The organism is Paraburkholderia phymatum (genome assembly GCF_040965635.1).
Classification (GTDB): Bacteria; Pseudomonadota; Gammaproteobacteria; order Burkholderiales; family Burkholderiaceae; genus Paraburkholderia; species Paraburkholderia phymatum_B.
On the sequence record NZ_JBFRCH010000014.1, the window covers coordinates 76686 to 91449 of the forward strand.

Sequence of the window (14764 nt, forward strand, 5' to 3'; positions counted from 1 at the left end):
AGCGCGGGTTTCGGAGCCGGCGCTGAAAGTGGCTCAAGAATAGGCAGGCGTGAGTGGGCGGGCAATGCTCCGAATGACGAAAGCGTTCGATAATCGCACGCTCCTGTGCGCTCAGCGCGCGCTTTTCGGGTTAGCACCAGGCGGGGCATCAGGGCGGTCATCGCGTGTCTCCAATACTTTGTCGGGTGTTCGAAGCGTTCGCCGTGTTTCGGAACGTGATTGGATGCTAGGAGGGAAACGCACGCCGACCCAAGAACCAAACGCACCGTTTGCGCGATAATCGCGCTTACAGACGCGCTAAACGCGCAGAACCAGGGTAATTGCTATGAACCGACCGCCACTGGACAAACGGGACTGGATCGCAGGGCTCGAAAAAGGGCTCGCCATTCTCGAGTCGTTCGACAGCGAGCACGCGCGCCTCACGCCGAGCCAGGCCGCGCAACTGACGGGCATGACGCGCACGGCCGCGCGCCGCTATTTGCTGACGCTCGAACATCTCGGCTACGTGCAGGGCGACGGCAAGCTGTACGGACTGACGCCGCGCGTGCTGCGCGTCGGCTGGTCGTATTTCGACTCGGCGCGTCTGCCGAAGACCGTGCAGCCCTATTTGCAGCAACTGAGCGCGACGATCAACGAGTCGGTCTATGTAAGCGTGCTCGACGGCTGGGAGCTGGTGTTCATCGCGCGCAACGGCACGTCGCGTGTGATGACGACGGGCTTCGTGCTCGGCGCGCGCGTGCCTGCCCCGCTCACGTCGCCGGGCGTCGTGCTGCTTGCGTATCACCGCGATCAGGAGGCGATGCAGACGTGGCTCAACGACACCGAGCTCGCGCCCTTCACGCCGCACACGGTGACGAACCGGACGGGGCTGCTCGAAAAGATTCGCCGCGCGCAGGCCGATGGTTTCGCCGTGATCGAGCAGCAACTGGATATCGGCGTGCGCGGCGTGGCCGTGCCGATGAAGAACCGCCACGGCGATGTGGTCGCGGCGCTCAGCACGAACATGCCGATGGGCAAGGAATCGACGGAAGCCGCGTTGAATCGCGTGTTGCGACCGTTGCAGGAGTCGGCACTCTCCATGCTCAACGTCCTATAGTGAATGAACGGATTTGTAGCGGACGTGGGAGCGAATCATGTTCTGTCGATTTGCCGATCGTGCCGACGCGGGCCGCGCGCTCGCCGATCAACTGAAGCATTACGCGCAGCGCGACGACGTGGTGGTGCTCGGTCTGCCGCGAGGCGGCGTGCCCGTCGCGTATGAAGTGGCGCGCGCGCTCGGCGCGCCGCTCGACGTGCTCGTCGTCAGAAAGCTGGGGATGCCGTGGCAACCGGAACTGGCAATGGGGGCGATCGCGTCGGGCGACGCGCTCTACCTCGATGAAGAATTGATGCGCGAGTCCGGCGTCTCGCAGGCGGAGTTCGACCGCGTGCTGGCGGACGAGAAGACGCAGCTCGCGAGGCGCGAGGCGCTCTTTCGTGATCCGCAGCGCGCGAGCGTCGATGTCGCGGGCCGCGTCGCCATCATCGTCGATGATGGACTCGCCACGGGCGCTTCAATGAAGGCTGCCGCGCGCGCAATGCGCGCGCGCGGCCCGGCAAAAATCGTCGCCGCGTTGCCCGTTGCGCCGTATGACGCGGCTGAACGCATCGTCAGCGATGTCGACGAATTCGTCTGCGTAGCGGCGCCCGAACTCTTCTTCAGCGTGAGCCAGTTCTATTCGGATTTCGACGAAACCACCGACGACGACGTGCGCGAAATACTCGCGCGCGCATCGTCGGCGAGTGGGCACGCGTGAACGGGATCACGCGTGCGCTCGCGCGCACCGATGCGCAAGGCAGCGGCTGGTAGAGACGATGCCGCTGCCATAAACGCTGCTTTCACGCGGCGGCGGCCGTCAGATGCATGGGCAGATAGCTTTGCAGATAGTCCTCGAACTCCGCGCGCACTTCCGGGTGGCGCAGCGCGAATTCGACGGTGGCCTTCAGATAGCCGAGCTTGCTGCCGCAATCGAAACGCGTGCCGAAGTAACGGTAGGCCAGCACCTGCTCTTCCGTCAGCAGCGATTCCAATGCGTCCGTCAGTTGCAGCTCGCCGCCTGCGCCCGGCTTCAGCGCGCGAATGTGGCGGAAGATAGTCGGCATCAGCACGTACCGACCGACCACGCCGAGGTTCGACGGCGCCTTCTCGGGCGCGGGCTTCTCGACGATGCCCGACAGCTTGATCACATCTTCTTCCCATTCCTTGCCATCGACGACGCCATACGAACGGCTCGCCTCGCGCGCAATGGTTTCGACGCCGACCACCGAGCTGTGATAGTGGTTGAACACGTCGACGAGCTGCTTCATCACAGGCTGTTCGCTGTGCAGCAGGTCGTCCGCGAGAATGACGGCGAACGGGCTTTCGCCGACCAGTTTTTCCGCGCACAGCACGGCATGACCCAGACCGAGCGCTTCCGCCTGACGCACGTAGAAGCAGTCGACGTTCGAAGGCTTGATGCTGCGCACGAGCTCGAGCAGTTGCTCCTTGCCGCGCGCTTCGAGTTCCGCTTCGATCTCATAGGACTTGTCGAAGTGGTCTTCGATTGCGCGCTTGCTGCGGCCCGTGACGAAGATCATCTCGGTGATGCCCGCGGCGATCGCTTCTTCGACCGCGTACTGGATCAGCGGCTTGTCGACGATGGGCAGCATCTCCTTCGGGCTCGCCTTCGTGGCGGGCAGAAAACGTGTTCCGAGGCCCGCAACAGGGAAGACGGCTTTGGTGACTTTCAGCATGGTGTGCATTTCCACTCGGTTGATTGAATGTATGCAATCGCCAGGACAGGCGGCGCGATATCGTGCCCAGAAAAGACTGGCGAGCCATAAACACGACTCAACAATTAGTTATTGATTCATCTCGCGGGTCAAACCATTATATGAAATACATTCGGAAATAATGACGCGATCAGCTTCAATCAATTCACATGTGACGTAAATCTTGCTTAAGGCGCAGGCGCGTCCAGGCGCGCGACGCTCACTCTTTGTCCTTGAATTGCGGCATGTTTTCCGGAGTTATCCGGATACGGCTGATCGGCTCGTTGCGCAGCGCTTCGCGCCAGGCAGAAACGGCTATTAGCAGCGACAGCACGCCAACGCCGGCGAGCAAATGCAGGTTCATGACCTATCCTGTCAAAGGTTTGCCGCATTAACCTAACACGAAAAGAGCGCCAAATAATCTCATCGACTAACCGAATTGCGCCATTCTCTCCACATTGAAAAACAATCGCTAAATTATTGAATCATTTCTTATCGATTTTTTACACGTCCGTTCCTCTACGGTAGGCAATCGGCGTGCTGTGTCGTGAATGGCCGCGCGTCATCTGTTCAACGAGCCAGGCATAAAACGCCATCGCGCAGACGGATTTTCCATTTGAGCCGCGACTTTTCCGCCGCGCGAGGCGCTCATAGCCGCTTCGAAGAGCCGTCGTTTTTCTACTCTGCGACGCACTCGAAGTGTGCAAGCGAAGGATGCGCGTTCAACGAACTGGCGTCGACGCGTGCTCGCCGACGACGGTCGTCCAGGGCCGCACGCGCCATTGCGTGACGAGCCCATTGAGCACATACGGGTCGGCTTTGGCGAACGCTTCAGGCACGTCGGGCGAATCGGCGTCGAACAGCAGCACGGCGGAATCGACGGGATCGGCCAGCGCGCCCGCCAGCAGCAGTTCGCCGCGCTCGGCGGCCGCCCACGCGAGCTTCAGATGCGCGCCACGAAATTCGGCACGGCGTTGGAGATAATCGGATGACACATCGTAGATCAACAGATAGTGCATAGTGAAAACTCCCGGATGGTTACGACTAAAGGATAGCGGTACCGACTGTTCGGACGAGCGATCCTGGGGAAACACCTGTGCATTCCGAACGACGTCCCGGTCAACCGATTGCCCTGTCCGTTCGTTCTGACAGGCACCATGCGAAGCAATGGTGACGGCCAATCACAGCGAAGGCGACCCGCCCGGCTCGAAGCCCGTCTCACGAGAATCAACAACATCCACAACCCGTGATGGAGTGTCCCATGAAGATGCAAGCCATTATCACCGCCCTCGCCCTGACGGGCTTGCTCGCGTCGCCCGCATTCGCCGCGAACAGCCAGCAAACGAAGATGGCCGATTGCAACAAGCAGGCCGCCGACAAGAAAGGCGATGAGCGCAAGGCGTTCATGAAGAGCTGCCTGGCGGCCACGCCGACGGCTGCCTCCACGCCGATGTCGCAACAGGACAGGATGAAGATGTGCAACACGCAAGCCGGCGACAAGAAAGGCGACGATCGCAAGGCGTTCATGAAGACCTGCCTGAGCAACAAGGGCTAACGAAGGTTCGGTTCGAACCGCTGTCTGGTGGCTGCTCGTCCTTTGTGCGGGGAAAGCGAAGTCGAACCGTAGAAGGCGAAAAACGGCGTCCGTTGTGCGGGCGCCGTTTTTTTGCGCTCGGGCCGTGCCCGTTGCCGGTGTGGCGTGTCACGTCGCGTCACGTCTCATCACGTGCTGGCGATCCCCTCGCCTTGCGCTGTCGAGCACCTATCAGCGCTGCCCGGTGCATCGCGCCCTGCACTTTGCGGGCCATTTTCTTCTATGATGGCTGCACAGACGGCCCACCCCCACCTAAAACAAGTCCCACGGGCCGCCAGCTTGTCGTTGATGCCCCTCGCGCATCCCACGGAGGCAAGGATGGTTGGGAGACACAAGAATCGCTGGCTGCGTCGCTGGCTGGTGGTGATCGTATTCTGGGCGGTGCCTGTGGCGATCGTCGCCGTGCGCGAGATTCAGGAGGAGATGGCCTATAACCGGGTCGACCTCAACAACGCGCTCACGACGTGGCAGCTCACCGACGCGCAACGCGCCGCCGGCGCCGCCGCGCGCTGTCGCGGCATGCCCGACGATGCGCGCGCGGCCGGCTGTCCCGCTGACGTGCTAGCGGCCAATGCGCCGCGTCAGCAGGACGCGCTCAACGAATACGAGGTCCGCAAGAGCACGCTCGCCAACTATCTGTGGCATGCGTTCGTCGGCTACTGGGTCGTGCCGGCCGCAACGATTTTCGCGATCGGCGTCGTCATCGGGATGGTGCGGCGCGCGCTGCGCAGGCCGCCCGTGAACAAGAGCACGGCGAATCATTAGCGTAGTGACTTTCGCGTGCTTCAGGCCCTCGCCCGCCATTGATGACAAAACCGGTGTTACGGCGATGCGGCGCGCATGTGGATCGCGTCGCGACAGAGGCGGATGCGGCATTCCCGCAACACTTTCCATTGCCTTTCGACTGATTTTTTCGCAGTGCAAAAACCGGTAAATGCGACCTGCTTTCCGTGTCATGCGATGACGCGGACTGCGCGGCAAAGCGAGCCAATCGTATGACATCGCGTGATCGTTCGACGCTGCCGGGACACGGGTGCGGCCCATGTCCACCGACCGGCCAGAATTACCCAACGATTCGCTGACGATCCCCGGAGCGCCCGTCGCACAAGGGTTTGCGCGGTGTTCGCAAGATCCTTTGCTTTCTTGTGCGTGTGATATAACTAAACAGGCAACCCGCGTGAACTGAGGCTGCATCCCCGGAACCACGATGGAGAAAAACGATGCAAAGACGAAACTTCATTCTGAAGAGTACCGCCGCGCTCGCTTTCGGAAGCCTTGCACTGGCCGGCTGCACCACCACCAAGAGCAGCGGGGAATCGGCCGCTACCGACATGTCCAAACGCCAGTCGATCGACGCCAGTGTCGACGGCACGATGTCGCGCCTGTACACCTCGGTCAGCGGGTCGCGCGAACTGGTCTCGAAGGCGCGTGGCGTCCTCGTGTTCCCGTCCGTGCTGCAGGTCGGCTTCGTGGTCGGCGGGCAGTACGGTGAAGGCGCGCTGCGGGTCGGCGGCCATTCCGTCGGGTACTACAGCACGATCTCCGGCTCGTTCGGCCTGACGGCGGGCGCGCAGTCGAAGGCGATCATCTTCCTCTTCATGACGCAGGACGCACTCGACAAATTCCGCAATTCCGACGGCTGGTCGGCGGGCGCGGATGCGTCGGTCGCGCTCGTCAAGGTCGGCGCGAACGGCGCGGTCGACACGACGACGGCCACCGCTCCCGTCCAGGCGTTCGTGCTCACGAATGCCGGCCTGATGGCCGACGTCTCGCTGAACGGCACGAAGGTATCGCGGCTGAAGATCTGACGACGTGACGCTGGCGCGGCCCGCTTTCCTCCGTGCATCGGGGCCGGGCCGCTCTCGCGCATGGCGACGGGACGCGGACGCAAGTCCGCCAGGCAGGCGGTGTTCCGGCAGGCTGTCGATCAACCGTGCGGTGTCGCCGACCGTCGACGGCGTATATGACAAAGGGCAATGCAGCTACGCACTGCATCGCCCTTTCTTTATGCGCGATTCCTATCCGCGCCCTTTGCGCCCTCTGACGCGGACTGTGCGGGGACGCGTCAGGTAGTGCTCGACGACGCGTCGATCACCTTGAAGCGCGAGCGCTTCTGCGCGCGGATCACGGATTGATACGCCTCGATGTACTGCCGCGCCATCCGGTGCGACGTGAAGCGTTCTTCGAAGTGCTTGCGCACCAGCGCGCGCGGCAGCTTGTGCAGACGATTGATCGCGGCCACCGCGCCGATTTCATCCTCGACGATGAAGCCCGATATGCCGTCGTCGACGACTTCGGGCACCGCGCCGCGATTGAACGCGATGACGGGCGTGCCGCACGCCATCGCCTCGATCATGACGAGCCCGAACGGCTCGGGCCAGTCGATCGGAAACAGCAGCGCATGCGCGCCCGACAGGAATTCGGCCTTCTGATCGTCGGCGATCTCGCCGATGTATTCGACATACGGCAGATCGAGCAGCGGCTTGATGTCGCGTTCGAAGTACTCGCGGTCGGCGGCATCCACCTTGGCGGCGATGCGGATCGGCAGCCCGCAGCGGCCCGCGATGCGGATGGCCGTATCGACGCGTTTTTCAGGCGAAATGCGCCCGAGAAACGCGAGATATTTCTGCTCGACGGGCTGCGGCACGTAGAGCTTTTCGGGCAGCCCGTGATAGACGGTGGAAAGCCATTTGGCCTGCGGCATCGGATGACGCTGCGCGTTCGAGATCGAGATGACGGGTGCCGTGTTGAACGTATCGAACACCGGCTGCTGCTCCGGCAGATCGAGACGTCCGTGCAACGTCGTGACGAACGGCGTGTCCTGGCGCTTGAACACCGAAAACGAGTAGTAGTCCATGTGGAAATGGAGCACGTCGAAATCTTCTGCCTGACGGCGCACGAGTTCCATCAGCAGCATGTGCGGCGCGATGCGGTCGCGAATGCCGGGATCGAGCCGCAGCGCGCGCGGCCACACCGCTTCGAGCTTCGCGCTCGTGACGGAGTCGCCGCTTGCAAAGAGCGTCACGTCGTGCCCGAGGTCGACGAGCGCCTCGGTGATGTACGACACGACCCGTTCGGTGCCACCGTAAAGTTTCGGCGGCACTGATTCGGTCAAAGGGGCGATCTGCGCAATTCTCATGTGTGTCTCCAGGCGGGCAACGATGCGGGCCCGACGCGGCGAGTCGGTGGCGAACGAGTATGCCAGCAGGCCGACGGCCGATCAAACGCGGCGCGACGGTTCGATGCACGCTCGCGCGTCGATGCGCCGCCCGGCTCGGGTCGAACCCGGGTCAACCCGGACAACCCCTAAGGAGCGCTATTGCTTCGGCAGCACAAGGCGCGCTTCGCCGCTTCACCTAGGCACCACTCGTTTCCATTTACGGATTATTGCCTACCCTTTCGCGAAAGACCCTGGGGTATTTCAATTGCATGTCGCTGTTACAGTCGGGAAACACTCGATTACGGTGCTCGATTTCGGCGCTCGATTTCGGCGCTCGATTACGGCGTTCGATTCTTTGCGTATCGGGCACGTTGTCTGGCCCTTCGCGGTGCATACCGTTATCGCGCAAGCCACTTCCACGCGGGCAGATCGCGCGAATCCGCATCGACGATGCGCGTCGCGCCCGACTGCTTGTCGAGCACGACCGACTCGCTGCCCTCCTCGCGCTCCAACGCCGAAATCAGCCGCGCGGCATGCGATACGACGATCACCTGCGAGCGCAGCGAAGCTCGCGCGATCAGACGCCCCAGTGCGGGCAGCAGATCGGGATGCAGGCTCGTCTCCGGTTCGTTGAGCACGAGCAGCGCGGGCGGACGCGGCGTCAGCAGCGCGGCGACCAGCAGCAGGTAGCGCAGCGTGCCGTCGGACAGTTCCGCGCCCTTCAACGCGCGCAGCAGGCCTTGCTGCTGCATCGTCACCTCGAAGCGCCCTTCGAAGTTCGTGATCTCCACGCGCGAGCCGGGAAACGCATCGTCGATCGCGGTGTCGAGTGCGTTCGCGTCGCCGATCTCGCGTATTGTTTGCAGCGCCGCGGCGAGGTCCGCGCCGTCGTCGCCGAGCACGGGCGTATGCGTGCCGATTTGCGGCAGGCGAACGGGCGACTCCGCATCCGTTCTGAAGTGATCGTAGAAGCGCCAGGAGCGGATTTGTTCACGTACGGCGATCATCTCCGGCGCGCTTCGCGGGTCGGAGAACTCCGTCATCATGCTGTCGAAACTCGCGACGGAATGCGGAATAGTCTGCCATTCGCCGTCGTCGCCGCGCGCGCGGATCGTTGCGCCGTGCCGGTCTACCAGCAGCGCCGACGGACGCAGCACAGTCCCGTTCCAGATGCACTCGCGCTTGATGACGGGATCGAGCCCGAACTGCGTCTCGCCGGGAACGGGCAGGCCGAGGTCGATCGCATAGCCGAATTCGTCGCCGGCAAAGCCCAGTCTGAGATTGACTGGCTCCGAGCGGCGCGAGCCCTGCACGGGCGTCTCGCCGGCGAGCATCGCACGCGAAAAGCGCTCGGGACCGGCCCAGAGCGTCGACTGCAAACCGCCTTCGCGCGCGAGCGACGGAATGACGCCGCCGCGTGCGGTCGCGGCCAGCAGGCGCAACGCGCGGTACACGCTCGACTTGCCGCTTCCATTGGGTCCCGTGACGATGTTCAGCCGCCCGAGCGGCACGATCAGATCGCGAAGCGACCGATAGTTGGCGATCGCAAGCGTGCTCAGCATCCGCGCTCCGAACAGCGGGCGTTTCGTTCAGAACAATCGAGATTGATCCGGATAGCGAATAAATGCCGGCGACGCATCACGTATCCTTCGCCTGCCGCGCCGACGACCAGCTCTCGGGAAACGCAGCGGGCGCCGGCACATTGCGCAGATCGCGCAGGAACGAGTCGCGCCACACGCCGAGATCGTTCTTGCGCAACGCTTCCATGTCCATTTCGTGGCGCTGCTGGCGCTCAGCGAGCGGCATCGCGAGCGCTTGCTGCAACGCTTCGCACATGCCGATCGAATCGTGTGGATTCACGATCAGCGCGCCCTTCAATTCCGCCGCCGCGCCCGCGAACATCGAGAGCACCAGCACGCCCGGATCGTCTGTGTTCTGCGCGGCCACGTACTCTTTTGCGACGAGATTCATCCCGTCATGCAGCGGCGTGACGAAGCCGACCTGCGATTCGCGGAACAGCGACATCAGTTTCCAGCGGTCGTATTGCTGGTTCAGATAACGGATGGGCGTGTAGTCGAGGCCTGAGTATTTTCCGTTGATACGCCCTGCTTCATATTCGAGTTGCTGACGAATGTCCTGGTATGTCGTCACGTCGGAGCGCGTCGGCGGCGCGATCTGGACGAGCGAGACATTGCCGCGCCACTCGGGCGAACGCTCCAGCAGCGCTTCGAACGCACGGAATCGCTCGACGAGCCCTTTCGAATAGTCGAGCCGGTCCACGCTCATGATCAGTTTGCGACCTTCGAGGCTCTGCTTCAGGTCGAGCACATGCTGACGGCTCTCGTACCGCTTTGCCTGCTCGGCGATCTCATCGGGGAACACGCCGATCCGGTACACACCCGTGCGCAGCTTGCGGCCGAACGCTTCGACGTGCCCATCGTCCGATACGGCGCCGCGCGCGTGCCTGGACAGATAGTCGTGAAACGCAAGCTCGTCGTTTTGGGTCTGAAAGCCCAACAGGTCGTAGCAGCACAACGACTTGACCAGTTCTTCGTGCGGCGGGATGTTAAGCAGAATCTGCGGCGACGGAAACGGAATATGCAGGAAGAATCCGATGCGGTTCGACACGCCTTCGGATCGCAGCGCTTCGGCGAATGGAATCAGGTGATAGTCGTGGACCCAGATGATGTCGTCGGGCTGGAGCAGCTTGATCAGCTTGTGCGCGAGCCACGCGTTGACGCGCCGGTAGCCCGCGTACTCGTCGCGCTCGTAGCGCGCGAGGTCGTTGCGGTAGTGGAAGACGGGCCACAGCGTCGCGTTCGAAAAGCCGCGATAGTACTGGTCATAGTCCTTGCGCGTGAGCCCTGTGGTGGCGAACGTCACGCTGCCGTCCACTTCGAGTGTCGGGCCGGCTTCGGCGACCGTTTCGCTGACGACGTCGCCGCTCCATCCGAACCACACGCCGCCCGTGTCCTTGAGCGCGCCGAATACGCCCACGGCCAGCCCGCCCGCGGAGCCCTTGGTTTCCGTCGGCGTTGCCACGCGATTCGACACGACGATCAGTCGGCCCATGTCGTTGTCCCTCCACTTTCGTTGAGGCGGCCGGTCGTCGTGGCCGGCGCGCGCTGTTCAGTGTTGGTTCGACCGTGGTTGCCCTGGATCAGTTGCACATTTGTGAATGGCCGGAAGGCATAGGCAAAAAGCCCGCATCGGCGCGGTCCGCAGTTGCGCGAGAAACGACGCTGAAAGAAGCATGAGGCGCGCGCCAGCAACGAAAGCGCGGCGGCAAAGCACTCGCAAATGAAGCGCGGACGAAGAACGAAACGCGACGGAAGCACACGCTTCGCAGGCGCGAAAACGCGCGCCGTGCATGCAGCACGGCGCGCGTCGGAATGTGGCACGAACGGACGCAGCGGGCGCGCCGCCCGCCGTCCGTCAGCTACCCGACTTGCAGGGGAACGCCTTGCCGAGCCCTAGCGAGACGGCCGTGCTCGCGTTGTAGCCCGCGACGTTCGGATTGTCGGCGATGTACCTGCGCACGGCGTCCGTCAGTTGCTGCGAGCGCGCGTCCGGCGGCAGGCAGAAGTACTGGCCGACGCGCGGGCCCGTCGTTCCGCCGATGGCATCGATCGTGTTGAAGACGCCGTCCGCGGCCCCTTCGATGTACGCGGCGCACGCGCTACGGGACGCAACGTCCGTCTTCGTGCACAGCTTGTTGAGGTCGCCCCCCGTGAACGCGGCAGCCGTCAACGGCACGGCGAGCGCGCTGGCGCAAATCAAAACCCGCAGCATGTTTTTTCCTTCCTCGTATGAGCCCGGCAACGTCGACGCGTTACCCGGCTGTCTTTGCCGCCCAACAGACGTAGCTGCAACTCGGGCGCGTGGTGACGCGCGCCCGAAGTGGCTATTTTGCACTGTTTTGCGGCGTTGCAGGCGCGCCGGCGGGCACCTGCTTCTGCGTCTGCTGCATGCGCGCCGTCAGCCCCTCGACGACGTCCGGCTCCTTGTACTGCTTCGCGAAATCGAGCGCCGTCAGGCCGATCTGGTTCTTCACGTTCAGGTCCGCGCCACTGTCGAGCAGCAGCTTGACGGTCGACACGTGACCGCCGCGCGCGGCCATCATCAGCGGCGTCGTGCCGTTCGGCGAACCCGCGTCGATGTATGCGTCGTGATCGAGCAGCAGCTTGACGATGTCGTCGTGTCCGTTCGCGGACGCGTAATGCAGCGGCGCCCAGCCCTTCTTGTTGACCTCGGCGTCCTTCGCGATCAGCAGCTTCACGATATCGATGTCGCCGTTCAGGGCGGCCATCATCATCGCGTTTTCGCCAGCCTTGTCGAGAATCTCGACGTCCGTTTTCGGATTGTCGATCAGCGCGGCGACCACCTTGTCCGACTTCTCGCGCGCGGCGATCACCAGAAGCGGCATGCCCTGATTGTCGGCCATGTTCGGGTCCATGCCGTGCGCCAGCTGCTTCTTCACTTCCTTCACGTCGTCGAACTTGACGGCCTTGATCATCGTGTCGGTGGGCGCTGCGTGCGCCGGCAGCGCGCCGAACGTCGCGAACGCGACACCCGCCGCCAGCGACACTGCCGCGAAACGTCGGCGCAGGCCCACGGCGCGGGCGATGGTCGGGCGGAATGACGTGCCGTTATGGCCCTCAATCATGTATTTTTTCATGCTTTACTTTAGGAAAATTTCCTATCCCATTGATATTGCGGACTTCGCAACTCAAGCACCTGCCGGCGCCGGAATCTTGAACAGGCGGAAGAAGTTCTCGGTCGTCGCAGCGGCGAGCGCTTCGTCCGGCATCTCGCGTTGCTGCGCGATGAAGCGTCCGACATAGCTCACGTACGCAGGTTCATTCGGCTTGCCGCGATACGGCACGGGAGCGAGGTATGGCGAGTCGGTTTCGATCAGCAAACGATCGAGCGGCACGCGGCGCGCGACGTCCTGCACGTCGGTCGCATTCTTGAACGTGACGATGCCCGACAGCGAAATGTAGAAATTCTGCGCGAGCGCCTGCTCGGCGACGTCCCACGGTTCGGTGAAGCAGTGCATCACGCCGCCCGGCTCGCTCGCGCGCTCCTCGGCCATGATCCGCAGCGTGTCAGCCGACGATGCGCGCGTATGAATGATCAGCGGCTTGCCCGTCCGATGCGCGGCGCGGATATGCACGCGAAAGCGCTCGCGCTGCCACTCCATGTCATCGATCGAGCGGCCTTCGAGCCGGTAGTAGTCGAGCCCCGTCTCGCCGATCGCGACCACCTTCGGATGCTGCGCCAGCTCGACCAGCTCGGCGACGGTCGGCTCGCGCGCATCCTCGTGATCGGGGTGGACGCCGACCGACGCGTACACGTTGTCATACGCGCTCGCAATGTCCAGCACGGACGGCAGCGTTTCGAAATCGACGGATACGCACAGCGCATGCGTCACGGCATGCGAGCGCATGTTCTCCAGCACTTGCGGCAGGCGGTCGGCGAGTCCCTCGAAATTGATGTGGCAATGCGAATCGACAAACATGGTGAAGTCCTGCGAAAAATCCGATGGCGAGTCAGAAGGGTCCTTAATGTGAACCGTCCAGGCGCTTGCCGAGGATGACCAGATCGCGTTCGACGCCGTCCAGCACCGCAACGCGCGGCAGCGTGCCCCAGGCGGTAAAGCCGAACGATTGGAAAAGCCGCACGCTTGGCTCATTGTGGCCGAACACGAAACCGAGCACCGTATCGATGCCGAGTTTCGGGGCCGCCTCCAGCGAGGCCGCAAGCAGTTTCTTGCCCAAGCCCTTGCCGCGCGCCGCTTCGTGCAGATAGATGCTGACTTCGGACGTACGCTGGTAGGCGGGACGGCCGTAGAAATCAGAAAAGCTCAGCCATCCGATGATGCGCCCCTCGTCTTCAACCACCCACAGCGGACGCTTCTCAGGGCCATGCGCATCGAACCACGCGCGGCGGCTGTCGATGCTGACGGGCTCCAGATCGGCGGTGACCTGCCGCGACGGCACGGTCGAGTTGTAGATGGCGACGATTTCGGGCAGATCGTCGAGCGTGGCGTCGCGGTACTGAAAGGTCATGTCGATATCGTTCAATGAAATAGGACAGGAAGCGCGGCGAAACGGCAGGCGCGCGCCGCTCCGCGCGGGCCTACGCGAACAGGTCGCGATAGCCGAGAAACAGTTCCTCGAACACCAGCCTCGCGTTGAGCGGATGGTTTTCGACCGCGCGCTGCCTCGTGACCGTGCGCATGAAGCGCGCGAATGCGTGCGCATCGGCCAGCGACGCGCAGCGCGCGAGCGCCGACGCAGCCGCGGGGAAATAGCGCGGCGTGCCCGCTGTGGACTGCGCGAGCAGGTCGTACATCCAGCGTTGCAGCCAGCCGAGCACGAGCGGCACAGGCAGCTTCTGCAGCGTCTCGCCGCACGCGAAAGCATCGCAGTCCGGACCGGCCGCCAGTTGCTTCAGCGTCCAGTCGCGCAGCGGCCGGTTCTCGTCGCTTGCCAGCGCGAGCGCCGTGAGCGGCGCGCCGCCCACTTCTGCGAGCAGGCCCGGCGCATCGTCGACACCCTGCGTCGCGAGCCAGGCCGTGGCGGCCTCGGGGGAAGGCGTCGTCATCGGCCACTGGCGGCAGCGGCTGATGATGGTCGGCAGCAGACGATCGATGCGCGCTGACACCATCAGGAACACGACGCCCGCAGGCGGCTCTTCGAGCGTCTTGAGCAGCGCATTGGCAGCGGCGATATTCAGCGCCTCCGCGGGATACAGCACGACGACGCGCACGCCGCCGCGATGCGAGCCGACACCGCAAAAGTCCAGCAGCGCCCGCACCTGCTCGATCTTGATTTCCTTGCTGGGCGCGCGCGTTTTCTTGCCGCCGTCGTCGGCGTCGGCCTTGTCGGCCTTCTCCGCTTTTTCATCGCCCGCGGCGTTGACGAAGCCCGCTTCGGAGGCAAGGGCTTCGGGCAGCACGATCCGGTAGTCCGGATGATTGCCCTGGCTGAACCAGTTGCACGCCGCGCACTTGCCGCACGGCTCGCCGTCCGGCAACGCCGATTCGCACAACAGCCCCTGCGCAAGATGCTGGGCGAAGCGCAGCTTGCCGATCCCGGCCTGCCCATGGAGCAGCAATGCGTGCGGCCAGTGGGCGCGCAGCTGCTGCAGGCGGTTCCAGTCGTCGGTTTGCCACGGATAAATCATTGTTTGTCTTTTGATTCAATAGGTTGAAG

The 14764-nt window shown here is 63.4% G+C and carries 16 protein-coding genes; 5 read left to right on the forward strand and 11 right to left on the reverse strand.

What is annotated here, in order from left to right:
* Nucleotides 1-325 precede the first annotated feature (325 nt).
* Both AB4Y32_RS22920 and AB4Y32_RS22925 read left to right on the forward strand, forming a co-directional pair.
* Nucleotides 326-1096, forward strand: coding sequence for an IclR family transcriptional regulator domain-containing protein (locus AB4Y32_RS22920; protein WP_368723541.1), 771 nt, complete (start codon nucleotides 326-328; stop codon nucleotides 1094-1096).
* Nucleotides 1097-1133: 37 nt separating this feature from the next.
* Entirely contained in the window at nucleotides 1134-1796 is a 663-nt protein-coding gene (locus tag AB4Y32_RS22925; RefSeq protein ID WP_368723542.1) for a phosphoribosyltransferase, read from the forward strand.
* 82 nt (nucleotides 1797-1878) lie between these two features.
* On the opposite strand, the gene galU is transcribed toward AB4Y32_RS22925, so the two are convergent.
* From galU to AB4Y32_RS22940, 3 genes are all read right to left on the reverse strand, one after another.
* A complete protein-coding gene (galU, locus tag AB4Y32_RS22930) occupies nucleotides 1879-2772 on the reverse strand; it encodes a UTP--glucose-1-phosphate uridylyltransferase GalU (protein ID WP_087735950.1) in 894 nt (297 codons plus the stop codon).
* A 238-nt stretch (nucleotides 2773-3010) separates the two neighbouring features.
* Nucleotides 3011-3154 carry a hypothetical protein gene (locus AB4Y32_RS22935; protein ID WP_368723543.1) on the reverse strand — a complete coding sequence of 48 codons (144 nt, stop codon included), beginning with the start codon at nucleotides 3152-3154 and terminating at the stop codon, nucleotides 3011-3013.
* 358 nt (nucleotides 3155-3512) lie between these two features.
* On the reverse strand, nucleotides 3513-3809 hold the full coding sequence (locus AB4Y32_RS22940; protein WP_368723544.1) for a YciI-like protein: 297 nt from the start codon (nucleotides 3807-3809) through the stop codon (nucleotides 3513-3515).
* Between the two features lie 242 nt (nucleotides 3810-4051).
* Here AB4Y32_RS22940 and AB4Y32_RS22945 point away from each other — a divergent pair, with 242 nt between their 5' ends.
* The 3 genes from AB4Y32_RS22945 (at nucleotide 4052) to AB4Y32_RS22955 (ending at nucleotide 6192) form a co-directional block, all read left to right on the forward strand.
* Nucleotides 4052-4345 (forward strand): PsiF family protein, encoded by a 294-nt coding sequence (locus AB4Y32_RS22945; RefSeq protein WP_368723545.1) that lies wholly within the window; start codon nucleotides 4052-4054, stop codon nucleotides 4343-4345.
* A gap of 357 nt (nucleotides 4346-4702) precedes the next feature.
* Nucleotides 4703-5149 (forward strand): hypothetical protein, encoded by a 447-nt coding sequence (locus AB4Y32_RS22950; protein ID WP_368723546.1) that lies wholly within the window; start codon nucleotides 4703-4705, stop codon nucleotides 5147-5149.
* Nucleotides 5150-5604: 455 nt separating this feature from the next.
* The gene (locus AB4Y32_RS22955; RefSeq protein WP_087735716.1) at nucleotides 5605-6192 is read left to right on the forward strand and encodes a BPSL1445 family SYLF domain-containing lipoprotein; all 588 of its coding nucleotides are present in this window, start codon (nucleotides 5605-5607) and stop codon (nucleotides 6190-6192) included.
* A 257-nt stretch (nucleotides 6193-6449) separates the two neighbouring features.
* On the opposite strand, the gene AB4Y32_RS22960 is transcribed toward AB4Y32_RS22955, so the two are convergent.
* The 8 genes from AB4Y32_RS22960 to AB4Y32_RS22995 form a co-directional block, all read right to left on the reverse strand.
* Entirely contained in the window at nucleotides 6450-7523 is a 1074-nt protein-coding gene (locus tag AB4Y32_RS22960; protein ID WP_368723547.1) for a glycosyltransferase family 4 protein, read from the reverse strand.
* Nucleotides 7524-7942: 419 nt separating this feature from the next.
* A complete protein-coding gene (locus AB4Y32_RS22965; RefSeq protein WP_368723548.1) occupies nucleotides 7943-9106 on the reverse strand; it encodes an AAA family ATPase in 1164 nt (387 codons plus the stop codon).
* Nucleotides 9107-9182: 76 nt separating this feature from the next.
* A complete protein-coding gene (gene otsA, locus AB4Y32_RS22970; RefSeq protein ID WP_368723549.1) occupies nucleotides 9183-10616 on the reverse strand; it encodes an alpha,alpha-trehalose-phosphate synthase (UDP-forming) in 1434 nt (477 codons plus the stop codon).
* A gap of 363 nt (nucleotides 10617-10979) precedes the next feature.
* Nucleotides 10980-11336: a Rap1a/Tai family immunity protein gene (locus tag AB4Y32_RS22975; protein WP_368723550.1), complete on the reverse strand. Its 357-nt coding sequence runs from the start codon at nucleotides 11334-11336 to the stop codon at nucleotides 10980-10982.
* Nucleotides 11337-11448: 112 nt separating this feature from the next.
* Nucleotides 11449-12222, reverse strand: coding sequence for an ankyrin repeat domain-containing protein (locus tag AB4Y32_RS22980; protein WP_439899824.1), 774 nt, complete (start codon nucleotides 12220-12222; stop codon nucleotides 11449-11451).
* A 51-nt stretch (nucleotides 12223-12273) separates the two neighbouring features.
* Nucleotides 12274-13065 (reverse strand): TatD family hydrolase, encoded by a 792-nt coding sequence (locus tag AB4Y32_RS22985; RefSeq protein WP_368723552.1) that lies wholly within the window; start codon nucleotides 13063-13065, stop codon nucleotides 12274-12276.
* Between the two features lie 43 nt (nucleotides 13066-13108).
* Complete coding sequence (locus AB4Y32_RS22990) at nucleotides 13109-13615, reverse strand: N-acetyltransferase family protein (RefSeq protein WP_368723614.1); 507 nt, start codon at nucleotides 13613-13615, stop codon at nucleotides 13109-13111.
* 70 nt (nucleotides 13616-13685) lie between these two features.
* A complete protein-coding gene (locus AB4Y32_RS22995; RefSeq protein WP_368723553.1) occupies nucleotides 13686-14735 on the reverse strand; it encodes a DNA polymerase III subunit delta' in 1050 nt (349 codons plus the stop codon).
* Nucleotides 14736-14764: the final 29 nt, after the last annotated feature.